Annotated in this window: 26 protein-coding genes; 11 read left to right on the top strand and 15 right to left on the bottom strand. The window is 70.7% G+C overall.

Annotation, left to right across the window (positions count from 1 at the left end):
- Complete coding sequence (locus tag ASF88_RS13450) at positions 1–279, bottom strand: metal-sensitive transcriptional regulator (protein ID WP_055919275.1); 279 nt, start codon at positions 277–279, stop codon at positions 1–3.
- Positions 280–536: 257 nt separating this feature from the next.
- On the opposite strand from ASF88_RS13450, the gene ASF88_RS13455 reads away from it, so the two are divergent.
- From ASF88_RS13455 to ASF88_RS13465, 3 genes are all read left to right on the top strand, one after another.
- Positions 537–965 (top strand): RbsD/FucU domain-containing protein, encoded by a 429-nt coding sequence (locus ASF88_RS13455; RefSeq protein ID WP_055919278.1) that lies wholly within the window; start codon positions 537–539, stop codon positions 963–965.
- An 81-nt stretch (positions 966–1,046) separates the two neighbouring features.
- Positions 1,047–1,382, top strand: coding sequence for a DUF6804 family protein (locus ASF88_RS13460; RefSeq protein ID WP_055919280.1), 336 nt, complete (start codon positions 1,047–1,049; stop codon positions 1,380–1,382).
- 170 nt (positions 1,383–1,552) lie between these two features.
- Complete coding sequence (locus tag ASF88_RS13465; protein ID WP_055919283.1) at positions 1,553–3,724, top strand: DEAD/DEAH box helicase; 2,172 nt, start codon at positions 1,553–1,555, stop codon at positions 3,722–3,724.
- 9 nt (positions 3,725–3,733) lie between these two features.
- Here ASF88_RS13465 and ASF88_RS13470 read toward each other — a convergent pair whose 3' ends face one another.
- Together ASF88_RS13470 and ASF88_RS13475 are read right to left on the bottom strand one after the other, a co-directional pair.
- Positions 3,734–3,922 carry a hypothetical protein gene (locus ASF88_RS13470; RefSeq protein WP_055919286.1) on the bottom strand — a complete coding sequence of 63 codons (189 nt, stop codon included), beginning with the start codon at positions 3,920–3,922 and terminating at the stop codon, positions 3,734–3,736.
- A 66-nt stretch (positions 3,923–3,988) separates the two neighbouring features.
- On the bottom strand, positions 3,989–4,384 hold the full coding sequence (locus ASF88_RS13475; RefSeq protein WP_055919288.1) for a DUF3224 domain-containing protein: 396 nt from the start codon (positions 4,382–4,384) through the stop codon (positions 3,989–3,991).
- Positions 4,385–4,459: 75 nt separating this feature from the next.
- On the opposite strand from ASF88_RS13475, the gene ASF88_RS13480 reads away from it, so the two are divergent.
- The 4 genes from ASF88_RS13480 to ASF88_RS13495 all read left to right on the top strand — a co-directional run bounded on the left by ASF88_RS13480 (position 4,460) and on the right by ASF88_RS13495 (position 7,694).
- Positions 4,460–5,080 carry a CYTH domain-containing protein gene (locus tag ASF88_RS13480; protein WP_055919292.1) on the top strand — a complete coding sequence of 207 codons (621 nt, stop codon included), beginning with the start codon at positions 4,460–4,462 and terminating at the stop codon, positions 5,078–5,080.
- Positions 5,081–5,218: 138 nt separating this feature from the next.
- Positions 5,219–6,247, top strand: coding sequence for a 6-phosphofructokinase (locus ASF88_RS13485; protein ID WP_055919295.1), 1,029 nt, complete (start codon positions 5,219–5,221; stop codon positions 6,245–6,247).
- Positions 6,248–6,348: 101 nt separating this feature from the next.
- On the top strand, positions 6,349–7,275 hold the full coding sequence (locus ASF88_RS13490; protein WP_055919297.1) for an NADP-dependent oxidoreductase: 927 nt from the start codon (positions 6,349–6,351) through the stop codon (positions 7,273–7,275).
- A gap of 11 nt (positions 7,276–7,286) precedes the next feature.
- Entirely contained in the window at positions 7,287–7,694 is a 408-nt protein-coding gene (locus ASF88_RS13495) for a hypothetical protein (RefSeq protein WP_055919300.1), read from the top strand.
- Positions 7,695–7,697: 3 nt separating this feature from the next.
- Here the strand turns inward: ASF88_RS13495 and ASF88_RS13500 are convergent, their stop codons facing one another.
- Positions 7,698–9,026: an alpha-hydroxy-acid oxidizing protein gene (locus ASF88_RS13500; RefSeq protein WP_055919303.1), complete on the bottom strand. Its 1,329-nt coding sequence runs from the start codon at positions 9,024–9,026 to the stop codon at positions 7,698–7,700.
- 35 nt (positions 9,027–9,061) lie between these two features.
- Positions 9,062–9,751 (bottom strand): LysR family substrate-binding domain-containing protein, encoded by a 690-nt coding sequence (locus ASF88_RS13505; RefSeq protein ID WP_082518961.1) that lies wholly within the window; start codon positions 9,749–9,751, stop codon positions 9,062–9,064.
- Positions 9,752–9,805: 54 nt separating this feature from the next.
- Between ASF88_RS13505 and ASF88_RS13510 the strand changes: the two genes are divergently transcribed.
- Positions 9,806–10,183: a DUF5997 family protein gene (locus ASF88_RS13510; protein ID WP_055919306.1), complete on the top strand. Its 378-nt coding sequence runs from the start codon at positions 9,806–9,808 to the stop codon at positions 10,181–10,183.
- A 9-nt stretch (positions 10,184–10,192) separates the two neighbouring features.
- On the opposite strand, the gene ASF88_RS13515 is transcribed toward ASF88_RS13510, so the two are convergent.
- The 6 genes from ASF88_RS13515 to ASF88_RS13540 all read right to left on the bottom strand — a co-directional run bounded on the left by ASF88_RS13515 (position 10,193) and on the right by ASF88_RS13540 (position 15,999).
- The gene (locus ASF88_RS13515; RefSeq protein WP_055919309.1) at positions 10,193–10,627 is read right to left on the bottom strand and encodes a DUF1622 domain-containing protein; all 435 of its coding nucleotides are present in this window, start codon (positions 10,625–10,627) and stop codon (positions 10,193–10,195) included.
- 48 nt (positions 10,628–10,675) lie between these two features.
- The gene (locus tag ASF88_RS13520) at positions 10,676–12,562 is read right to left on the bottom strand and encodes an amino acid transporter (protein ID WP_235493489.1); all 1,887 of its coding nucleotides are present in this window, start codon (positions 12,560–12,562) and stop codon (positions 10,676–10,678) included.
- Between the two features lie 295 nt (positions 12,563–12,857).
- Positions 12,858–14,354 (bottom strand): SDR family NAD(P)-dependent oxidoreductase, encoded by a 1,497-nt coding sequence (locus ASF88_RS13525; protein WP_055919311.1) that lies wholly within the window; start codon positions 14,352–14,354, stop codon positions 12,858–12,860.
- A gap of 42 nt (positions 14,355–14,396) precedes the next feature.
- On the bottom strand, positions 14,397–14,651 hold the full coding sequence (locus tag ASF88_RS13530) for a DUF6510 family protein (protein ID WP_235493491.1): 255 nt from the start codon (positions 14,649–14,651) through the stop codon (positions 14,397–14,399).
- A gap of 5 nt (positions 14,652–14,656) precedes the next feature.
- On the bottom strand, positions 14,657–15,409 hold the full coding sequence (locus ASF88_RS13535) for a ferredoxin reductase (protein WP_235493444.1): 753 nt from the start codon (positions 15,407–15,409) through the stop codon (positions 14,657–14,659).
- Complete coding sequence (locus tag ASF88_RS13540) at positions 15,406–15,999, bottom strand: sulfite oxidase-like oxidoreductase (RefSeq protein WP_200935280.1); 594 nt, start codon at positions 15,997–15,999, stop codon at positions 15,406–15,408. The genes ASF88_RS13535 and ASF88_RS13540 overlap by 4 nt, the downstream gene beginning before the upstream one ends.
- A gap of 63 nt (positions 16,000–16,062) precedes the next feature.
- Here ASF88_RS13540 and moaA point away from each other — a divergent pair, with 63 nt between their 5' ends.
- The 3 genes from moaA (at position 16,063) to ASF88_RS13555 (ending at position 17,776) form a co-directional block, all read left to right on the top strand.
- Positions 16,063–17,127 carry a GTP 3',8-cyclase MoaA gene (moaA, locus tag ASF88_RS13545; RefSeq protein ID WP_055919317.1) on the top strand — a complete coding sequence of 355 codons (1,065 nt, stop codon included), beginning with the start codon at positions 16,063–16,065 and terminating at the stop codon, positions 17,125–17,127.
- Entirely contained in the window at positions 17,120–17,371 is a 252-nt protein-coding gene (locus tag ASF88_RS13550; protein ID WP_055919320.1) for a MoaD/ThiS family protein, read from the top strand. Before moaA ends, ASF88_RS13550 begins: the two co-directional genes overlap by 8 nt.
- 66 nt (positions 17,372–17,437) lie before the next feature.
- Positions 17,438–17,776, top strand: a complete 339-nt coding sequence (locus ASF88_RS13555) for a hypothetical protein (protein WP_157498348.1) — start codon at positions 17,438–17,440, stop codon at positions 17,774–17,776.
- 86 nt (positions 17,777–17,862) lie between these two features.
- On the opposite strand, the gene ASF88_RS13560 is transcribed toward ASF88_RS13555, so the two are convergent.
- From ASF88_RS13560 to ASF88_RS13575, 4 genes are read right to left on the bottom strand one after another with little or no spacing between them, the layout of a single operon-like run.
- Positions 17,863–18,900: a sulfate/molybdate ABC transporter ATP-binding protein gene (locus ASF88_RS13560; RefSeq protein ID WP_055919327.1), complete on the bottom strand. Its 1,038-nt coding sequence runs from the start codon at positions 18,898–18,900 to the stop codon at positions 17,863–17,865.
- On the bottom strand, positions 18,897–19,700 hold the full coding sequence (locus ASF88_RS13565) for an ABC transporter permease (protein WP_055919330.1): 804 nt from the start codon (positions 19,698–19,700) through the stop codon (positions 18,897–18,899). The genes ASF88_RS13560 and ASF88_RS13565 overlap by 4 nt, the downstream gene beginning before the upstream one ends.
- The gene (gene modA, locus ASF88_RS13570; RefSeq protein WP_235493445.1) at positions 19,697–20,509 is read right to left on the bottom strand and encodes a molybdate ABC transporter substrate-binding protein; all 813 of its coding nucleotides are present in this window, start codon (positions 20,507–20,509) and stop codon (positions 19,697–19,699) included. Before modA ends, ASF88_RS13565 begins: the two co-directional genes overlap by 4 nt.
- A gap of 11 nt (positions 20,510–20,520) precedes the next feature.
- A complete protein-coding gene (locus ASF88_RS13575) occupies positions 20,521–20,925 on the bottom strand; it encodes a TOBE domain-containing protein (protein ID WP_055919332.1) in 405 nt (134 codons plus the stop codon).
- Positions 20,926–20,939: the final 14 nt, after the last annotated feature.

The following is a 20,939-nucleotide window of genomic DNA, read 5'->3' on the forward strand; positions in this document are numbered from 1 at the left end:
TCAGCCGCGGTTGTTCGAGAGCTCGTAGACCTTGAGGAGCTCGAGGATGGCGTCGTCGCGCTGGTCGCCGCCCTCCTCGAACATCGCCGAGACGTGGGTCTTGAGATGGTTCTCGACCAGGAGCTTGTTGAGCGAGCCGAGCGACTTCTGGATGGCGAGGGACTGGGTGATGATGTCCACGCAGTAGTCCTCGTTCTCGATCATCTTCTCGAGGCCGCGGAGCTGCCCCTCGAGGATGCGCGTGCGGTGGAGGGCCCGCTTCTTGATGTCTGCGATCACGGCACCAGGATACCGCTGCCCGACGATACCCCGGCGAGGTATCGGGAGACCTCCGTGTATTCACGACGATGCATAATGAGCGAACGTCATATACCGCGAAGTTCATGCAGACGTATCAGATCGGAGGGATCCGCGTCAGGATGCGCCACGGCGCGCCGCGAATACACCCCCTAACGGGGGGTGTGGGAGGACATACCGGCTGGTCTATCCTCCCTATAGGGGTTGAGAAATATTCGTTTTACAGGAAAGGCCCGACTTTGCTGAAGAACCTCAGCCCGCTGCTGTCTGGTGCGCTCTTGAGTGCGCTCGACTCTCTGAAAGATGGCGACACTCTTACCCTTGTCGGCAGCGGCTATCCCGAAGAATCACTGCAAGCGCCCATCGTCCTCCTGGGGGAGGACGTCACCACTGAAGCAGCCGCAGAGGCCATCCTCAGTGTGTTCCCGCTCGACACCGCTGACCCGTCGCCGATCGTCTTCCTGGACCTCGCCGGCGAGCCGTACGACGTCCCCGACGTCGCGTTCGCGGTCAACGGCATCGCCTCGGACGCGGAGCTCCGCCGAATCCCGATGGCACGGCTCGACCTCGAGCCGTTCGTCGAGCTGGCGTCTCACTCCGCCGTCATCGTCCGCGTGGGATCGGACGCGCCACCGTGCGCGTTCCTGTTCCGCCGGGGGATCCTCTGAGCCGTATCGCACGAACAGCCGTCCGCGCCCCCGGGAGAGCTCTCGTCCCGGGGGCGCGGACCGTTCACCTAGAGTTGTGAGGTGCCATACACCCCGCAGCCGCCCGCCTACAATCGCGCCGCCCTCGCGCCCGGACTCCTCGGCGCGCTCGCGCTGCTGTTCGGCCTGGGGTTCGCGGCCTGGTACGTGTGGGTGCAGTACGCGGTCTGCGTCCTCGCGCTGATCCTCTGCGTGTTCGCCTGGCAGGCCAAGCGGAGGTGGTGGCTGGTCGGGCTGATCCCGATCGCCGTGCTCTGGAACCCGATCTGGCCGATCCCCGGACTCGCTCCGGCACTCGCCGTGCTGAGCCTCGCCGCGGCCGCCGTCTTCGTCGTCGCGGGACTCACCATCAAGATTCCCGCCGACACACGCCGCTGAGGCGTCCGCATACGGTAAAATGACACCTGCACGGCCGTTCTGCGTCGTGCGCCCGGCGTTCGTCGATGCTCGGCCCGGACCACTCGGTTCCGTTCCCTGCCGCACCGCCGGCCCTCACGCTCTACGGCGTCGCGTCCTCTGCCAGCGCGCGGCGCCTCCACTGGAGGACCATGTCTCGATCGGGTCAGCGGACGTCGAATCAGCGCACGGCGAGTCGCCCGCAGCAGCGGCGCAACCGCCACGCCAACAACGACGGGCTCATCCCCGTGCTCGCGCGCAAGGTGCGCGAGGTGGAGGCCAAGGCGGCGGACGGCAAGAAGCTCGGTCCGACCAACCGCACCAAGTTCCAGGTGATCGCGTTCCTCATGCGCGAGGAGCGCGCTCGCGCCAAGGCCGACCCCGAGCTGAGCGATGCCTCCCGGGCCGAGCAGCTCAAGCGGCTCGACGGCATCGCGACGATCCTCGCCAAGACAGCGGCTCGTGACACCTCCCTCATCTCGCTGCTCGAGAGCGAGGCGCCCCCCACGGCCACCGCGCAGAAGATCCGGCGCGACTGGCTGCTGGAGTCGGGAACGGAGCTCAGCCCCGATGACCTCATCATCACGGTGGAGCGGCCTGCGGCGCCCGACAGCGTCATCCCGCCCGAGCTGGCCGAGAAGCAGGTCGTTCCCGCCTCGGTGAAGGCCCGGCAGCTCTCCAATCCCTTCCTCGCGCCCGACTTCAGCCGCGCCGCCACGGCCGCGCCGGCGCCGCGCCGGCGCCTCGACTCGTGGGAGCTGCTCGGACCGCTGTTCAAGTCGTTCGAGTACGGGGCGGGCGGCCAGGCCGCCAGCATGGAGCTGCCGCCCGCACCGCTGATCGACCGCTACTCGCCTCCGGGCCTCGAGCTCATGCACCACCAGTCCCGGTTCATCGAGAGCGTCCGGCAGGGACACCGCCGGTTCCTCCTCGCCGACGAGCCCGGTCTCGGCAAGACGGCGCAGTCGGTGCTCGGCGCGTCCGTCGCGAACGCTTATCCGCTGCTCGCCGTCGTGCCCAACGTCGTCAAGATGAACTGGGCGCGGGAGGTCGAGCGCTGGACCCCGCACCGCCGTGCGACCGTCATCCACGGCGACGGCGAAGGGCTCGACGCATTCGCCGATGTGGTCATCGTCAACTATGAGGTGCTCGACCGACACCTCTCCTGGCTCCGCACGCTCGGCTTCCAGGGCATGGTGGTCGACGAGGCGCACTTCATCAAGAACCTGCACTCGCAGCGCTCCCGCCTCGTGCTCGGGTTGGCGGAGGCGATCCGTGAGAAGGCGGCGGACCCGCTGCTCGTCGCGCTCACCGGTACGCCGCTCATCAACGACATCGACGACTTCAAGGCGATCTGGCAGTTCCTCGGCTGGATCGACGGCAACAAGCCGACCGCCGAGCTGATGGAGAGTCTGGAGGAGACCGGGCTCACTCCGGCCGACTTCGGCTTCTACGCCGCGGCCCGCGAGTCCGTCATCGACCTGGGCATCGTCCGCCGGCGCAAGGTCGACGTGGCCGCAGACCTCCCGAGCCGCCGGGTCGTCGACCTCCCCGTCGAGCTCGACGACGACCTCGGCCGCTCGATCAAGCAGGCCGAGAAGGAGCTGGCGGCCCGTCTGGTGGCCCGCTTCCACCGTGCGGCTGCCGCCGGCCGGCCCGACTCGTTCGACGGTGACGACGAGGCCCACCGCAAGCACCTCATCCGCCTGGTCGCCCAGTCGGAGCTCGAGGAGTCGAAGTCGGCCAGGACCGGCGACAACGTCTTCACCATGGTCCGCAAGATCGGTCAGGCGAAGGCCGGACTGGCCTCCGACTACGCCGCGCAGCTGGCGCGCTCGGTCGGCAAGGTGGTCTTCTTCGCGAAGCACATCGACGTGATGGATGCCGCGGAGGAGGCCTTCGCCGCCCGCGACCTCAAGACGATCTCGATCCGCGGCGACCAGTCGGCGCTGGCTCGGCAGAAGGAGATCGACGCGTTCAACAACGACCCGGAGGTCGCGGTCGCGGTGTGCTCGCTCACCGCGGCGGGCGTCGGGCTCAACCTCCAAGCGGCCTCCAACGTCGTGCTGGCGGAGCTGTCGTGGACGGCCGCCGAGCAGACGCAGGCGATCGACCGCGTGCATCGCATCGGCCAGGACGAGCCGGTCACGGCGTGGCGGATCATCGCGGCTCAGACGATCGACTCCAAGATCGCCGAGCTGATCGACTCCAAGCAGGGCCTGGCGGCCCGCGCGCTCGACGGCAGCGACGTCGAGATCGGCTCCGCCGACTCGGTGCAGCTGGAGGCCCTCATCAACCTGCTGGAGGACGCGCTCGACGCGTAAGCCGACGACTCAGGCGATCTCGGCGTCGTCGGGGTCGAGCGGGACGGGACGGTCGTCGTCCGGGACGATGCGGTCGTCCTCCTCGTCGTCGTCGACGGGGAGGTCGTCCGGGTCGTGGATGACGGGCTCCGGCTCGTAGTCGCCCTCCTGCGCCTCGACGAAGTCGTCGTCCTCCGGCGTGCGCTCGGTGTCGCTCATGCACAGAGGGTACCGCGCGCACCGCGGCCGCACGAGAGTGCAGGCGGCGCCCGATCGGGCGGGCGGTCAGTCCAGTTCGAACACGAAGTAGGCGCCGCGATCGTCGTGCCGGATGCGCGCGGATCCCGAGAATCCCTCGAAGCCGCCCGTGCCGGTCCCCGGCACGATGTACCCGAACGCCGACGGGTCGTCAGGATGCTGCAGTGCGCCGTGGTGCACCGTGAACGACCCGGAGCGCCCGTCGGTCAGCGTGCCCGTGATGCGCTCGGCGGCCAGGTAACCGCGCCCCGACTCCTCGGTGCCCGACGAGACGAAGTGCGCGATCGATTCGCCCACCAGGCCTTCGGTGTAGGCCTTGCGCATGACGACTGCTCCGAGCCAGTCGCCGGGGATGCCGGTCAACTCCTCAGGATCCCAGCCCGTGACGTCGAAACGGGCGGTGATGGTGGTCTCGTTCTCCATGCCAGGAGCCTACTGACCGTGCGACCGCGGCCTTCGTGATTTCGTGACTCGGCGGAAGTGGACTAGACAGGGGACATGGCGAAGCACCGTTCCCAGCTCGAGATCGAGCGCAAGTACGACGTCGACGCCGACCTTCCCACCCCTCCTCTCGTCGGCGTCGGGGCGGTGGCCGTCGAGAGCGAGCCGCACACCGCCGAGCTGGTAGCGACCTACCACGACACCGAGGACCTCCTGCTCGCCCGGCAGCGCATCGCGGTGCGCGCCCGGCGCGGAGGGTCCGACGAGGGCTGGCACGTCAAGCTGCCACCGGGGGAGGAGGGCAGGCCCGAACTGCACTGGCCGCTCGGCGACGGCGTGCATCCGCCCGCCGACCTGCTGGAGGTCATCGCCGACGAACTCGCCGGCAGCCGGCTGGTGCCCGTCGCCCGCGTGACGAACGTGCGCGACACGAGGGTGCTCACCGATGCGGCCGGGTTCGAGCTCGCCGAGCTGTGCGATGATCACGTCCGCAGCGAGAACCTCCGCACCGGCGCCACCGACGCCTGGCGCGAGTGGGAGGTCGAGCTGCTGAGCGGAGCGCCCGACTCGCGCGAACGGCGCACCGCCCTGCTCGACGGCATCGAGGCCGAGCTGCTGGCGGCCGGCGCGCGTTCGTCGGCGAGCAGTTCCAAGCTGCAGCGCGCCCTCGGCCTCTGACGGAGCTGTCTACTGGATTTTGGTGCTCCGGTATGCGTCGGGCATGATGCTCAGGGGTGCAATGCAGCACAGGGGCGTCAAACACGAGCAGACGGCGCGCACTGACAGGCACAGCAGCGCACCGAGGAACGGAGCAGCATGAAGATCGGCATCCTCACGAGCGGTGGCGACTGTCCCGGGCTGAACGCGGTCATCCGCGGGGCCGTCCTCAAGGGCGACCGCGTGTACGGCTCCGAATTCGCCGGGTTCCGGTACGGCTGGCGCGGTGTCGTCAACGGCGACATCATGCCGCTCGACCGGCACAGCGTCCGCGGGCTCTCGCGCCAGGGCGGCACGATCCTCGGCTCCAGCCGTACCAACCCCTTCGAGGGCGATAAGGGCGGCCCCGAGAACATCCAGCGGATGATGGACGAGAACGGCATCGACGCGATCATCGCGATCGGCGGCGAAGGCACGCTCACCGCGGCTCGCCGGCTTACCGACGCCGGCCTGAAGATCGTCGGCGTGCCGAAGACGATCGACAACGACCTCGCAGCGACCGACTACTCGTTCGGCTTCGACACCGCGGTCGAGATCGCCACCGAGGCGATCGACCGCCTGCGCACGACGGCCGAGTCGCACCAGCGCTGCATGGTCGTGGAGGTCATGGGCCGCCACGTCGGCTGGATCGCCCTGCACTCGGGCATGGCCGGCGGCGCCCACGCCATCCTCATCCCGGAGCAGCCGCAGTCGATCGAGCAGATCTGCGAGTGGGTCGAGTCGGTCCGCGACCGCGGCCGCGCCCCGGTCATCGTCGTCTCCGAGGGCTTCCACCTCGACACCATGGAGGAGGCGCACTCGCACAAGGGCCTCGACGCGTTCAACCGTCCGCGCCTCGGCGGCATCGGCGAGATGCTCGCCCCGATGATCGAGGAGCGCACCGGGATCGAGTCACGCGCATCCGTCCTCGGCCACATGCAGCGCGGCGGCGTGCCGAGCGCCTACGATCGCGTGCTCGCCACGCGCCTCGGCATGGCCGCAGTCGACGCCGCGTACGAGGGCCGCTGGGGCTCGATGGTGTCGCTGCGCGGCACCGACGTCGTCAACGTGTCGATCGCGGATGCGACCGGGGGCCTCAAGACGGTCCCGCCGGCGCGCTACGAGGAGGCCGCACTGCTCTTCGGCTGATCGTGCGGCATGGCAGCCCTTCGCTGAGAGGTCGGCCAGTGTCCCTGCCGTCGCCGACGCGGCAGGTCTAGGCTCCTGCGTACCAGTGGAAGGGAGCGGCCGTGCCCAGATTCATCCAGCTCGAGGAGTTCGGATCCCGGGACTACCTCCACCTCGTGGAGCGTGAGCGGCCCTGGCCCGGTCCCGGTCAGGTCCTCGTGCGGGTGATGGCGGCCGGCCTGAACCCCATGGACTACAAGGCCTATCGCAGCGAGAAGGCCGCCGCCCGCATGGGCGTCACGCTGCCGAGCGGGATGGGGCAGGACTTCGCCGGCTTCGTCGAGGAGGTCGGCGAGGGCGCCAGGCGCTTCCAGCCGGGTCAGGCCGTGCTCGGGACGGCCCCGTTCGCGTCGATCGCGGACTTCGTCGTCGTTCCGGAGGACGGCCAGATCATCGAGAAGCCCGACCCGCTGACCTTCGAGGTCGCCGGCTCGCTCGGCGTCGTCGGCCGCACGGCGATGGCCAGCGAGGCCTCCCTCGACCTGAACGAGAACGACACCGTGCTGGTGAGCGCAGCGGCCGGCGGCGTCGGTGTGCTGGCCGCGCAGCTGGCGGTGCACTGCGGCGCGACCGTCATCGGCACCGCAAGCGAGGACAACCACGAGTTCCTCGAGACGCTCGGCATCACGCCGGTGGCCTACGGCGAGGGGCTCGCCGAACGGGTGAGGGAGCTCCTCGACGACGGAGAGAGGGTGACGGCCGTGCTCGACAACCACGGCGCCGACACGATCGATGTGGCGATCGAACTGGGCGTCCCTCCCGAGCGGATCAACACGATCGCGGCGTTCGGCCCGTCCGCCCGGGGCGCCCGCACCGTGGGCGGCCGCACGGCCGGCAACGCCGAGCTCGCGGAGCTGGCCGACCTCCTCGCCCGCAACGAGATCATGCTGCCGATCGACTCCATCTTCCCGATCGAGCGCACTGCCGAAGCCTATGGGCGTCTGGAGGCCGGGCACGTGCGGGGCAAGATCGTGATCGTCACCGAGTGAGAGGATCCACCATGATCGACGAGGACATCGCACGCCTGCTCCGCGCGGCGGGGCTGCGCTGGCAGCCGGTGTCGGGCGACACCTTCGCCATCGACCGGCCGGGGATGACGGGCGAACGGTTCACCGTCAGCGAGATGACGATCGAGCCGCACCACTTCGACACCGGGACGATCCTCGGCTTCAACGGCACGACCGAGTGGGCGCTCGACTCCCTCGCGGTCGAGGACGCCCTGTGGATCCCGCGGGAGGATCAGCTGCGCGAACTGCTCGGCGGGTCGTTCCGTCACCTCGCCCGCACGCCGGACGGGTACCGGGTGACGCTGGAGCTCGACGGTGCCGAGCGATTCTTCGAGGAGGATGACGCGGCGACGGCGTACGCGCAGGCGCTGCTGTCGTTGATCGCTGCGGCGGTGGCGTAGCGGCTACAGGCTCCGCGTCAGCACGGACTCGTCGAGGTCCGCGACACGTCGGACCCCGGCGAGGCCCAGCGTGATGTCGAGCTCCGCGAGGACGTTCCTGAGCAGCTCGCGCACGCCCCGTTCGCCGGCGACCGCGAGCGCGTAGGCGTACGGCCGGCCGATCGCCACGGCGCGGGCGCCGAGCGCGAGCGCGATGAGCGCGTCGGCCCCGCCGCGGATCCCGCTGTCGAAGAGTACAGGGAGGCGGCCGGCGACCGCCTCCACGACTCCGGGCAGCGCATCGAGCGCCGCGACCTCGCCGTCGATCTGACGGCCGCCGTGCGTCGAGACCTGCACGGCGTTCACGCCCGCGTCGACCGCGCGCCGCGCGTCGTCGGGATGAAGCACGCCCTTCAGCACGATCGGCAGGCGCGTGCGCTCACGCAGGAAGGCCAGGTCGCTCCAGCCGAGGGAGGGGTCGGCGAAGACGTCAAGGAAGGTCTCGACGGCGGCGAGCGGCTCTCCCGAGCGGAGGTTCTCGCGCAGCTCGCCGGGGTGGTGGCGCAGGATGCTCGCGAACGACGCGACAGCGGCGGGCGTGATCGGCGTGCGCTCGCGGGGGGCGGCGGTGGAGATCCGCTCGCGCACGAGGCGGCCGAACACCGGGTCGCTGGTGTATTGGGCGATGCCGAGCCCGCGGCTGAAAGGGAGGTAGCCGAGGGCGAGGTCACGGGGCCTCCACCCCAGCACGTGGGTGTCGAGAGTCACCACGACCGCCTCGCAGCCGCTGGCCTCCGCCCGCGCCACCAGGCTGGCGACCAGGTCGCGCGACGAGCTCCAGTACAGCTGGAACCAGCGTGGGGCGCCGGGGCGGACGGCATCCATCGCGGCGGCGACGGCCTCCATCGGCGCAGAGGCCTGGTTGGAGATCGTGAACGGCACGCCCTGCGCCGCAGCGGCCCGCGCGGCCGCGAGGTCGCCGCCGCGGCGGGCGAGCTCGAGCACACCGATCGGTGCCAACAGCAGAGGAGAGGACAGGGTGCGGCCGAACAGTGTGGTCGAGAGGTCGCGCTCGGCGACGTCGCGCAGCACCCGGGGGACGATGCGTCGCCGGCCGAAGGCGGCCGTGTCGGCTGCGTCGGTGCGCTCCAGCCCGGCGGACCCGGCGATATACGCGTACGCGGCCCGCGACAGACGCCGGCGCGCAGCCCGCTCCAATTCGGGGAACGCGACAGGGAGGGTGGGGCGCCTGCCGGCCACTCCCGCACGGTAGACGGCGCTCTGCGCCGCGCGCCCGATGCTGGTTCCGATGCTCGTCGTGAGCGTGGTCGCGCTGCCGTCGTCAGCCGTCATGTGCCCATTCTGGTGGATGCCGGTGCGGTCGGCGGTCAGCGCTTCGGGCGTGGGCGCTTGCCCGACGACCTCTTCGCGGCCGCCGCCCGCCTGGCCTGCTTCGCGGCCCGCGCGGACTGCGTGGCCGCCAGCTTCGCGGCCTTGGCCGCTTTGGCGTCCTGCGCCGACTGCGCGGCCTGCGTGGCCGCGATCTCGGGGTTGCGGGAGCTGTGCGCCTTGCGGCCGCGCACGATGCCGATGAACTCGTCGACGAGGGGATGCTGGTCGTGGCGTGGCCAGGCGAGGCCCACCTGCGAGACCGGACCGTCCTCCAGCCGGATCGCCTCCACGTCCTTGCGGCGCAGCGCTTTGGCCACCGAGGCCGGCATCAGGGCGATGCCGTCACCCTCTGCCACGCTGCGCATGAGCGCCTCGGACGGCTCGCCCTCCACCCGGGGCTGGCCCTCCAGGTCGGCCAGTTGCAGCTTCTCCTCGAGCGTCAGGAGGTGCTCGTGGTTCATGACCACCACGACGTCCTCGGAGTAGAGCGGGATGAGGTGCCGGTCGTCGTCCGCCGGCGCGTCGCGGGCGAACACCATGTCGGCCTCCCCGGCCTCCAGCAGCGCGAGCGGGTCGGCGGACGGCCGCACCACCAGCTCGACGGTCGGCTGCCGTTCGGCGAAGACGCGCGTCCACTTGCCGATCGTGACGCCGAACGGGAACGCGAGGGTGAAGCGGGAGGCCATGCAGGCCAGGCTACCGAACGGCCGGATGGCCCGGCGGACGATACCCTTGAACCCATGAAGGACCAGACCATGAAGGCGGCCTCCGCGGCCAAGAAGCTCGGCATCCTGCTGTCGGCGGCTCCGGAGGAGTTCCGCGACCGTGAGATCAGCCGCAGCGAGTTCGACGAGCTGAACGCCAACCCGCCCGAGTGGCTGGTCACTCTGCGTGCTGACGGCCCCCACCCGCGCGACGTCGTCTCGCGCAAGCTGGGCGTGAGCAACTCCGGCCTGGCCCGTGGCGGGGTGACCGAGCCGTTGACGACGGCCGAGATCAAGGCGCTCCTCGCCGACCCGCCCGCGTGGCTGGTGGCCGAGCGGGCGACCCAGGCGCAGGTGCGCGCCGAGAACGCCCGCGTCAAGCAGCGCAACGCGGAGCGCGCGGCGCGCGGCTGAGCCCGCGGCTCAGGTCTCCGGCGCGCCCGTCGGTGCTCCGGATGCCGAGCCGGCGCCCCCGGCCTTCTTCACCGCCCGCGCCAGCACCTCCGGCCCGGTGACGAATGCGCGGCGCCACGGTGCGACCCCGTCGATCTCGACCTGCAGCGAGAAGCTGAGGATGGTGCGGATGAGCACGATGATCCCCAGCACGACCGCGTCGGTCAGGGTGGGGTTCGATGTGACCGTCTTGACCAGGTCGGCCGCGACCAGCAGCTCCAGCCCGAGCAGGATCACGCCGCCGAAGCTCTCCCGCAGCGTGCGGAAGGCCTCCTTGCCGCTGCGCCGGCGCACCCAGACGGTCAGCGAGATCGCGAGCGCCACGACGAAGCCGATCGCCAGCGCCGCGACGCCGGCGAACTCGAAGGCGACGCCGACCGCCTCGAAGATCGCGCGCGTGTCCATGCGGTCATGCTGCCACAGAGCGGGCCGAGCGGTGAGAGGGCGTGCCGGTCAGGCCACGTGCACGGCGGGCCGCCGCTTGACGTCCCTCTCGGCCTCCCGCAGCACCTCGCGCGTCACCGGCGCGACTTCGCCGACGCCCGTGATCAGGTAGCGGAACATGTTCGAGATCGGATTGCCCTCCGTCCACTCGAAGTAGACGGTCGGCACGACACCGGTGATGTCGCGGATCTCGAGCAGGACCGCGGCGATCGTGTTCGGCACGTTGCCGCTCTTCACCTGCAGCACCCGGTAGCCGTACTTGACGACGCCGTGCACGACCAGGTCCTCCTCGAAATCGGACGAGTCGGACCGCAGGACCTCCAGGAAGATGGTGCGCGAGCGCTGCGGGATGTGGCTGTACTTGCGCTCGTCCTTGTTCTTCTCCTCGTACTCCTTCGTCGAGTCGACGTCGGGCTCGTGCGAGATGATCCGGATCTCGCCCTCCTCGGCGTCCTCCAGGATGAAGTCCAGAGCCGTCACGTCGAAGGTCACGCTGGTGGCGCGCAGCTGGAACGACCGGCCGATGCGCGACACGATCGACACGACGAGGATGCCCAGGATGAACAGCGTCGCGATGCGGAGGCCGTCGGGGCGCTCGATGATGTTGTCGATCGTCGTGTAGACGAAGATCGCGGTGATGATCGCGAAGACCACCGTGCGCTTGGGCTGCTTCTTGCGCCAAGCGGAGAGGCTCACCGCCAGCGACGCCGAGGTGATCAGCACCAGCACGCCGGTCGCGTACGCGCCGCCCTGGGCGTCGACGTTGGCGTCGAACACCAGCGTGATGACGAAGGCGATCGCGGTGAAGACCAGCACGAGCGGACGCACGGCGCGCGCCCACTGCGGCGCCATCCCGTAGCGGGGGAGGTAGCGCGGCACCAGGTTGAGGAGGCCGGCCATCGCCGACGCCCCGGCGAACCACAGGATCAGGATGGTGCTGATGTCGTAGACCGTGCCGAACCCGTTGCCCAGGTACTCGTGCGCCAGGTAGGCGAGCGCGCGGCCGTTGGCGGCGCCTCCGGGCTGGAACTCCTTCTGCGGGATGAGGAGCGTCGTCGTGAAGCTCGACGTGATGAGGAAGACGCTCATGATGATCGCGGCGGTGGTCAGCAGCCGCCCCGCGCCGCGGATGCGCCCGACCGGGTAGTTCGGGTCGTCGTCGGGCTTGCCCTTGATCTGCGGCATGACCGCCACGCCGGTCTCGAAGCCGGAGAGGCCGAGCGCGAGCTTGGGGAACACCAGGAGGGCGACGCCGACGATGATCAGCGGGCTGCCGTTCTGCTGGAACAGCGCAGTCCACCAGTCGTCGATGGCGGTGGGGTGCTCGAAGACCTGCACGATGGAGGTCGTGACCACGACGACGTTCAGCGCCAGGTACACGGCCACGAGCACCACCGCGATGCCGATAGCCTCGCGGAAGCCCTTGAGGAACACCGCGCCCAGCGCCGTCAGCAGCACGAGCGTGATGATGACGTTGTTGCCGTGGAACCAGGACGGCGCGAACGGATTCTCGATCGCGTGCGCGGAGGCGTCGGCGGCCGAGAGCGTGATCGTGATCATGAAGTCGGTCGCGGCGAAGCCGAGGAGCACCAGGACGAAGAGCTTGCCGGCCCACCACGGCAGGAAGCGCTCCAGCATCGCGATCGAGCCGGAGCCCCGGAAGCTCTCCCTGGCGACCCTGCGGTACACCGGGAGGGCGCCGAGCAGGGTCAGCGCCACCAGCACCAGCGTCGCGAACGGGGAGATCAGGCCGGCGGCGAGCGCTGCGATCGCCGGCTGATAGCCGAGGGTCGAGAAGTAGTCGACTCCTGTGAGGCACATGACCTGCCACCACGAGTGCGTCCGCTCCGGATTGCGGCCGTGGGGACCCTGCTGGGTGCCCTTCTCGTCGATCATGCCGCGCAGCAGCCAGTGCTTGAAGCGGCTGCCGTGCAGGCTCGAGGGCTCGACCGGATGCGCCTGCCCGGGGATCGGGACGGGCTCCTTCGGCCGCACGCGCGAAGCGACGGGCCCGTCCTGAGCTGCAGGACCTCCGCCCTGCGCCTTGTCGCCAGAGGGGGAACTGCTCGACATCGGCTGCCCTTCGTTTGCCTTCGTGCTCACTGTACGTTCTGCACGCAGGCGCCCGGAAGACCTTCGGGAAGGTCCCCAGCGGCCTCCCCGCGATGCCTCGGTCAGTCTAGCGACACCGTCACCACGCCGACGGTTTGTAGTCCTTCAAGAAGACCCCCTGGAGGTCGTCGCCGGCCTCGCCGCGGACGATCGGGTCGTAGACGCGGGCGGCGCCGTCGACGAGGTCGAGCGGGGCGTGGAAACCCTCCTCGGCCAGTCGGACCTTCGTGTAGTGCGGGCGCTCGTCGGTGATCCAGCCGGTGTCGACGCTGGTCATCAGGATGTTGTCGGTTTCGAACAGCTCCTGCGCGCTCGTGCGGGTGAGCATGTTCAGCGCGGCCTTGGCCATGTTGGTGTGCGGGTGACCTGCGCCCTTGTAGCGGCGGCCGAAGACGCCCTCCATCGCCGACACGTTCACCACGTACGAGCGGTCGGCGGCGGCAAGGGAGGGGCGGAGCCGGTCGATGAGGATGAACGGCGCGGTCGTGTTGCAGAGCTGCACCTCCAGCAGCTCGAGCGGGTCGATGCTGCCGACTGCCTGCGTCCAGGTGTTGACGCGCTGCACATCGGGCACCAGTCCGCCTGCGTCGATCGCGGTGCCGTCGTGGTGGCGCTCCAGCGACGACGAGCCGGCGGCCATCGCGGCCGAGGCCAGGTCGTCGGCCGTCAGCGCGGCAGCGCCGACGAGCTCGGCGACCGTGCCGCGCACGTTCGCCGACGACAGCAGCGGGTGCGCGGCGACCGACGCCTGCAGCGCCTGCGGGTGCGGGTCGGCGGTGTGGCCGAACGTCTCGAGAGCGGGAAGCGGGCCGTCGGGCAGCGGGTGCGACTCGGCCTCGGCCAGCAGCGAGTACGCGCCGGGGGACCGGCGGACCGTCTGGGCGGCGTTGTTGATGAGCACGTGCAGCGGGCCGTGCGAAGCGACGGAGTCGGCCAGGCCGATCACCTGCGCCGGGTCGCGAAGGTCGATGCCGACGACGCGCAGCCGGTGCAGCCACTCGGAGGCGTCGGGCAGCTGCGAGAAGCGGCGCACCGCGTCGCGCGGGAAGCGCGTGGTGATGGTGAGGTCGGCCCCGTCGCGGAGCAGTCGCAGCGCGATGTGCATGCCGATCTTGGCGCGGCCTCCGGTGAGGAGCGCGCGCTTGCCGGTCAGGTCGGTGCGGGCGTTGCGCTTGGCGTGGCTGAACGCGGCGCAGGACGGGCAGAGCTGGTGGTAGAACCAGTCGACCTGCGTGTAGTGCTGCTTGCAGATGTAGCAGGCCTGCGAGTTGACGAGGGTGCCGGCCGTGGTCGCGCCCGTGGTGGGGGAGGTCAGGTCGCGGCCGCGCGTCTCGTCGTCGATGCGGTCGGGGGCGCCGGTGGCGGTGGCGGCGATCACGGCGCGGTCGGCGGCGAGCTCGGCCTCCCGCAGCTCGCGCCGCCTGGCCTGCTTCACGGCCTTGAACATGTGCGCGGTCGCCCGGCGCACCGAGACGAAGTCCGGGTGCTCCTGGTCGAGCTCGTGGAGCTGGGCGAGGACGCGGAGAGTCGTCGCGAGATCGTCGGGGTCGAGACTCGTGGAGGTTTCGGCTGGCACCGGATGATTGTACGGGCAGCGGATGACCGCCTGCTGAGGGGCTCAGACCTCCAGTTCGAGCCAGTCGAGGCCGCGGAGATCGAGGCACAGCCTGCTCGAGCGCTCGGTCGCCATGGCGATGACGTCGCCGCACACGGCGCAGCGGAGCACCATCCCGTGGTCGTCGGTGTACAGGTGCGCCTTGGCGATCACCGACACATCCCCGCAATGGGCGCACTTGCCGCGTGCCGAGGTGACGTCGACCGCGAACACCTCGGAGAGGAGCCCGGCGGCCGCGTTGCCGTCGAGGTAGTCCATGTCGGTCACTGTGCCCCTCCGATCCCGCCGTAGCGTTCCGTGCGGATGCGGTCCGGATCGTGCCCGGCGTCGACGAGCCACCCGGACACAGCCTCCACGAACGGGGTCGATCCGCACAGGTAGAACGTCGGGGGATCCGTGGCCGGCAGTACGAGCGAGCCTACGGCTTCGGCCGTCAGCCGGCCGGCGGCCACCGGCCAGTCCGGCGGCGCCTCCCGCGTGTACACGTAGTCGACGCGCAGCGGAGCGGTGCCCTCGCCGAGCGCCATCAGCTCGTCGCGGTAGTAGACCGACATCGGCGTGCGCGCCGAGTAGAGCAGTCGGAACGGCGCTGCGCTCCCGGCGGCCGCGTGCGCCCGCGCCATCGACATCAGCGGCACCACGCCCGAGCCGCCCGCGATCAGCTGCACGGGGCCAGTGTCTGCGGTGCGCCAGACGAACCAGCCTCCGACCGGACCGCGGACCTCCAGCTGGTCGCCCACCGCGAGCCCGTGCACGAGGTACGGCGACACCTCGCCGTCGGGCAGCTCCTCCACGGTCAGCTCGAACTCGTCCGGCGCCAGTCCTCCCGCGCCGGAGGCCGACGCGATCGAGTAGGAGCGCACGGCCTGGTACCCGTCGGGCGCGGTGAGGCGGATGTCCACGTGCTGGCCCGCCAGATGGCCCGCCAGCCCCGGGATGCGCAGCCGGATGGTGCGCGCCGTCGCCGTCTCTTCGTGCGCGGCCACGACATCGGCCACCCGCCACGCCGTCGTCACCAGTAGCGCTCTTCCTTCCAGGGGTCCCCGTACATGTTGTAGCCGTTCTGCTCCCAGAAGCCGGGCTGATCCTGCGGCAGCATCTCGAGACCGCTGACCCACTTGGCGCTCTTCCAGAAGTACAGGTGCGGCACGAGCAGGCGCGCGGGACCACCGTGCTCGGGCGGGAGGTCGGTGCCGTCGAAGGTGTGCGCCACCCAGGCCTTGCCGTCGAGCAGGTCTTTCAGCGGCACGTTCGTCGTGTAGCCGCCGTACGAGTGCGCCATCGTGTACTCGTAATCGGTGTCGACCTTCTCGAACAGTGTGTCGAGCGCGACGCCGCGCCACGACGTCCCGAGCTTCGACCAGCTGGTGACGCAGTGGATGTCGGTGCCGACGTCGTCCTGCGGCAGAGCGAGGAACTCGTCCCAGCTCCAGCGGTGCACGACGCCCTTCTCGGTCGTGATCGTGAACGCCCAGTCGTCTTTCGCGATGCGCGGCGTCGGCCCGGCGGACAGCACGGGGAAGCCCTCCGTGACGTACTGACCGGGTGGGAGGCGAGGGTCCTCGGAGCGTCGCCGGCCGAGGAAGCCGGACGAGATGATTCCCATGCGCGCAGCTTATTCCGGGGACCGACCGCTGGTCTACGGCCTCCGTCGGTCTACGCTGAAGTCATGACCGCCGTCAACCTCGGACTCCCGCGCAGCGCCCGCGCCGGCGCGGAGCCGCAGGTGGACGGCCGACCCGACGTGCCGGGCCTCGTCGACCGCTTCGGCCGGGTGGCTCGCGACCTGCGGGTGTCGGTCACCGAGAAGTGCTCGCTGCGCTGCACGTACTGCATGCCGGCCGAAGGCCTCCCGGCCATCCCGCGCGACGACCTCCTGACGCCGGCGGAGATCGCGCGTCTGGTCGGCATCGGCGTGCGCGACCTCGGCATCCGGGAGGTGCGCTTCACCGGAGGCGAGCCGCTGATGCGCGCGGACCTCGCCGAGATCATCGGGCTGTCGCACGCCGCGGCCCCTGGGATCGACATCAGCATCACCACCAACGGCATCGGGCTCGACCATCGGCTGCCCGCTCTGGTGGCCGCCGGGCTGAACCGCGTCAACATCTCGCTCGATACGGTGGACCGGGAGCACTTCGCCGCGCTCACCCGGCGCGACCGGCTTCCCGCCGTGTTCGCCGGGATCGCCGCGGCCCACGCTGCGGGACTCACTCCGCTCAAGCTGAACGCCGTGATGATGCGCCAGACCCTCGCCGGCGCCCCCGACCTCCTGGCCTGGGCGCTCGAGCACGGCTGCCGGCTGCGGTTCATCGAGCAGATGCCGCTGGACGCGGACCACACCTGGATGCGCGACAACATGGTCTCCGCGGAGGAACTGCTCGGCGTCCTCCGCACCCGCTTCGAGCTGCGGGAGGTCGGCCGCGACGATCCGTCGGCGCCCGCGGAGGAGTGGCTCGTCGACGGCGGCCCCGAGACGGTCGGCATCATCGCATCGGTGACGCGCTCGTTCTGCGCGGCCTGCGACCGCACCAGGATCACAGCGGAGGGCACGGTGCGCTCGTGCCTTTTCGGCGACGACGAGACGGACCTCCGGGGTCTGCTGCGCGCCGGCGCCGACGACGCCGAGATCGCGCGCTGGTGGCGCGGCGCGATGTGGAACAAGCAGTCGGGGCACGGGATGGAGCGCGCCGGGTTCGTGCCTCCCGTGCGGAGCATGGGAGCGATCGGTGGCTGAGACCGCTGTGCTGGTGCGCTACTTCGCGGCGGCCGAGGAGGCTGCAGGACGCGAGGAGGAGCGCCTGGCGTTGAGCGAGCCCACAGTGGCCGCGCTGCGCGAGGAGCTCGCGAACCGCTACGGCGACGCGATGCGGCTGGTGCTGCGGAACGGGTCGTTCCTGGTCGACGGCGTGGTCTCGCGCGATCCTGCCGCCGTGATCGGCGAACGGGTGGACGTGCTGCCGCCCTTCGCGGGAGGCTGATCCCCGGCGGTTCCCGTGCGCTAGGCTCCGGGTCAACAGGCTTCGGCGTGATCGGGGGAGGTCGCCATGAGCGCACACATGCAGGAGTTCGAGCGGGTCGATCGGCGGAGGGCTCGAGCGCGGCTGCTGACCGTGGCGGCGGTTCTCGCGGGGATCGCTGCGTGGGCGGTACTGCCGTTCGGGATCGTGCTGCTGACCCGCGGCGAGGCGGCGGGCTGGGCTCTCGTGGTCACGGGCGTGGTGCTGGTCGCGGCGTGCGCCGCCGCGATCGTGGCGGCGGTGCGGTCACGGGTGGTGCCGCAGAGCCTCCCGGGCAAAGCCAACCCGGTGTTCGACGAGCCGCAGCCGTCGAAGAATCCGGTCGGAGGCTACTCGACAGCGGGCATGCACCTCGGCTCCCATTGACCAGCGCGCTGCACCTTCGTCACGAATCCACGGTTTCGTGGCACGAATGTCGGGATTCGTGACGAATGTGGGCGGCGTCGCAGGCGTCACGCGGGGGAGATGCGCACCTCGGCGGGCGGCACGGTCAGCGTGACGCGCGCGCCGATCGTGAGGCGCAGCTCCGCGACGACGGCGGCGGGCACGAGCGCGGTGAGGCGGTCGGTGCGCACGCGCACGAGGTCGTCGCGCGGCTCGAGGGCTGTCACGACGGCGGCGATCCCCGCCGAGCCATCGACGGGCGTGCCCGCCTGCAGCGTCACCGATGACGGCCGCACCACTGCGGTGACGGCTCGGCCCTCCGGGATGGGAGCGGTCGGCGTCCCGCCGAGGGCGAGACCGGTGGGCGTCACCAGGCCGGTCGCCGTCCGCTCCCCGGTGAGGAGGCTGAGGCCGGTGAGCTCGGCCGTGAACGGGTGCCGCGGGTGCGTGAGGACCTCCCGCGCGGGGCCCTGCTCGACGACGCGCCCGCCATGCAGCACCGCGACGCGGTCGGCGAGCAGGTAGGCGTCGAGCGCGTCGTGCGTGACGACGATGGCGGTGCGCGCGGCGAGCACCTCGGCGAGCATCCCGCGGAGTTCTCCGGCGACGGCGACGTCGACGGACGCGAGCGGCTCGTCGAGGAGGATCAGGTCGGGTTCGGCGGCCAGTGCGCGGGCGATCGCCACCCGCTGGGCCTGGCCTCCCGAGAGGGCGTTCGGGCGACGGTCGGCCAGCGGGTGGACGCCGGTGCGGTCCAGCCACTGGTCGGCTCTCGCCCGGGCCTCCGCGCGAGACGCACCCGACGACCGCGGTGCGAACTCGACGTTCCTCCGCACGGTCAGGTGCGGGAACAGCAGAGCATCCTGCGCCAGCAACGCGATCGCCCGCCGGTGCGGCGGCAGCCACGTCGCCGGGAGGTCGAACAGGGTCTCGTCGGCCAGCGTCGCCCGGCCCTCGTCGGGCCGGACCAGCCCGGCCAGCACGCCGAGCACCGTCGACTTGCCCGCGCCGTTCGGGCCGAGCAGGGCCAGCGTCTCGCCGGAGGCCAGGCTCAGCTCCACGTCGACGTCGCGTTCGGCGACCTGCGCCGAGAGCCGCAGCGTCATGTCGTCCTCCGCCGCAACGGCTCGCCCGCGCCGTGCGCCACCGCGACCACGGCGATGGCGATGGCGATCAGCACCAGCGACAGCGCGATCGCGGCATCGGGATCGGTCTCCCGCTGAAGGTAGATCTCCAGCGGGAGGGTGCGGGTGGTGCCCTGGAGGCTGCCGGCGAAGGTCAGCGTCGCGCCGAACTCGCCGAGCGCGCGCGCGAACGACAGGATCGCGCCGGAGACGATGGCGGGAGCGACCAGCGGCAGCGTCACCCGGAACAACACGGACGACGGCCCGGCGCCGAGCGTGGCGGCGACCGCCTCGTAGCGCTCACCGGTCGTCCGCAGTGCGCCCTCCAGGCTGAGCACGAGGAACGGCAGCGCGACGAAGGTCTGCGCGATGATGACGGCCGGCGTCGAGAATGCGATCGGGATCGCGCCGTCGAGGAGGCCGCGCCGGCCGTACAGGGCCAGCAGCGCGATGCCGCCGACGACCGGCGGCAGCACCAACGGCAGCAGCACGATGGCGCGCACGAGCCCGCGCCCGCGGAACGGCACTCGGGCGAGCACGATCGCCATCGGGATGCCGAGCACGAGACAGCCCGCCGTCGCGGTCACCGAGGTGCGCAGGCTGAGCAGGAGCGCGTCGATCGACTCCTGCGAGGTGATGAGGGCGCCGAACTGCGCCCAGTTCACGCGCGTCACCATCGCGATGATCGGCAGCAGCACGAACAGTGCGCCGATCGCGGCGACGACGAGGACCCAGCCCGGGATGCCCGTCGCGGTGCCGCCCGCCGGGCGCCTCCGGGTCACGGCGTGCCGAAGCCGGCGGCCTCGAGCACCTTCTTCCCCTCCGGCCCCGTCACGAACGCGATGAACGCGGCGGCGCCCGTGGCGTTCGGTCCCTGCCTGATCGCGACGATCGGGTAGGTGTTGACGACGTCCTTCGCCTCCGGGAACGGGACGGAGTCGACGCTCTTGCCCGCGCCCTTGACGTCCGTGACGTAGACGACGCCGGCGTCGGCCTCCCCGGAGGACACCTTGCCGAGCACGTCGGTCACCGACGACTCCTGGCTGACCGGTGTCAGGGTCACGCCGGTGTTCGCCTCGACCTTGGCGGTCGCCGCCCCGCATGGCACCTGCGGCGCGCAGACGACCGTCTTGACGCCCGCCTTGGCGAGGTCGGCCCACGACGTGATGTGCGCCGGATTGCCCGGCGGCACGGCGATCGCCAGCACATTCGTCGCGAAGTCGACGGGGTCGCCGCCGGTCACGCCTGCGCCGACGGCCTTCTTCATGTTGTTCTCGTCCGCCGAGGCGAAGACGTCGGCGGGCGCGCCTCCGTTCAGCTGGGTGACCAGGTCGGAGGAGCCGGCGAAGCTGAATGTGACCGTGCTTCCGGGGTTCACCTTCTCGAACTCCCGGCCGAGTTCGGTGAAGGTCTTGGTGAGAGAGGCCGCGGCGAAGACGGTGATCGTGCCCGTGATCGCATGTTTAGTGGGCGTCTGCGTCGCAGGCGCCGACGCTGTCGCGGAGCATCCGGTCGCGGCGAGCAGCACGGCCGCGAGTGCTGTTCCGGCGATCGCGAGCCTGCTGCGCGTCCTCATTCCGATGATCGTCATCCCGATGCTCCTCATTCCTTGATCGTCGCGGTCTCGACGATGACGTTGGTGGCTTTGACCACGGCGACGGCGACGGAGCCCAGCTCCAGGCCGAGCTCGCGCACGGCTTCGCTGCTGATCAGCGAGACGACGCGGTGGGGCCCGCACTGCAGTTCGACCTGTGCCATCACCTTGTCCATGACGATGTCGGTGACGATCCCGACGAACCGGTTGCGGGCGGAGCGGCCGACGTTGGACGGGTCCGGTGGCAGCACGGCGTTCTGCTTGGCGATCCTGGCGAGCTCCAGACCGTCGACGACGGTGCGTCCGCCCTCGTCCTTCTCACTCACGAGCATGCCGGCGTCGATCCAGCGACGCACGGTGTCGTCGCTCACTCCGAGGAACACGGCGGCGTCCTTGACCCGTATCTGCGGCATGAACAGAACTCTAG

It is taken from the genome of Leifsonia sp. Leaf336 (genome assembly GCF_001423695.1).
In the GTDB taxonomy this organism is placed as follows: domain Bacteria; phylum Actinomycetota; class Actinomycetes; order Actinomycetales; family Microbacteriaceae; genus Leifsonia.

Excerpts from the sequence above, each read along its gene's own strand:
- ASF88_RS13465 (WP_055919283.1), top strand. The coding sequence starts at position 1,553 with ATGTCTCGATCGGGTCAGCGGACGTCGAATCAGCGCACGGCGAGTCGC.
- ASF88_RS13470 (WP_055919286.1), bottom strand. The coding sequence starts at position 3,922 with ATGAGCGACACCGAGCGCACGCCGGAGGACGACGACTTCGTCGAGGCG.
- ASF88_RS13475 (WP_055919288.1), bottom strand. The coding sequence starts at position 4,384 with ATGGAGAACGAGACCACCATCACCGCCCGTTTCGACGTCACGGGCTGG.
- ASF88_RS13480 (WP_055919292.1), top strand. The coding sequence starts at position 4,460 with ATGGCGAAGCACCGTTCCCAGCTCGAGATCGAGCGCAAGTACGACGTC.
- ASF88_RS13485 (WP_055919295.1), top strand. The coding sequence starts at position 5,219 with ATGAAGATCGGCATCCTCACGAGCGGTGGCGACTGTCCCGGGCTGAAC.
- ASF88_RS13495 (WP_055919300.1), top strand. The coding sequence starts at position 7,287 with ATGATCGACGAGGACATCGCACGCCTGCTCCGCGCGGCGGGGCTGCGC.
- ASF88_RS13500 (WP_055919303.1), bottom strand. The coding sequence starts at position 9,026 with ATGACGGCTGACGACGGCAGCGCGACCACGCTCACGACGAGCATCGGA.
- ASF88_RS13505 (WP_082518961.1), bottom strand. The coding sequence starts at position 9,751 with ATGGCCTCCCGCTTCACCCTCGCGTTCCCGTTCGGCGTCACGATCGGC.
- ASF88_RS13510 (WP_055919306.1), top strand. The coding sequence starts at position 9,806 with ATGAAGGACCAGACCATGAAGGCGGCCTCCGCGGCCAAGAAGCTCGGC.
- ASF88_RS13515 (WP_055919309.1), bottom strand. The coding sequence starts at position 10,627 with ATGGACACGCGCGCGATCTTCGAGGCGGTCGGCGTCGCCTTCGAGTTC.
- ASF88_RS13520 (WP_235493489.1), bottom strand. The coding sequence starts at position 12,562 with ATGATCGACGAGAAGGGCACCCAGCAGGGTCCCCACGGCCGCAATCCG.
- ASF88_RS13530 (WP_235493491.1), bottom strand. The coding sequence starts at position 14,651 with ATGGACTACCTCGACGGCAACGCGGCCGCCGGGCTCCTCTCCGAGGTG.
- ASF88_RS13540 (WP_200935280.1), bottom strand. The coding sequence starts at position 15,999 with ATGGGAATCATCTCGTCCGGCTTCCTCGGCCGGCGACGCTCCGAGGAC.
- moaA (WP_055919317.1), top strand. The coding sequence starts at position 16,063 with ATGACCGCCGTCAACCTCGGACTCCCGCGCAGCGCCCGCGCCGGCGCG.
- ASF88_RS13555 (WP_157498348.1), top strand. The coding sequence starts at position 17,438 with ATGAGCGCACACATGCAGGAGTTCGAGCGGGTCGATCGGCGGAGGGCT.
- ASF88_RS13560 (WP_055919327.1), bottom strand. The coding sequence starts at position 18,900 with ATGACGCTGCGGCTCTCGGCGCAGGTCGCCGAACGCGACGTCGACGTG.
- modA (WP_235493445.1), bottom strand. The coding sequence starts at position 20,509 with ATGACGATCATCGGAATGAGGACGCGCAGCAGGCTCGCGATCGCCGGA.
- ASF88_RS13575 (WP_055919332.1), bottom strand. The coding sequence starts at position 20,925 with ATGCCGCAGATACGGGTCAAGGACGCCGCCGTGTTCCTCGGAGTGAGC.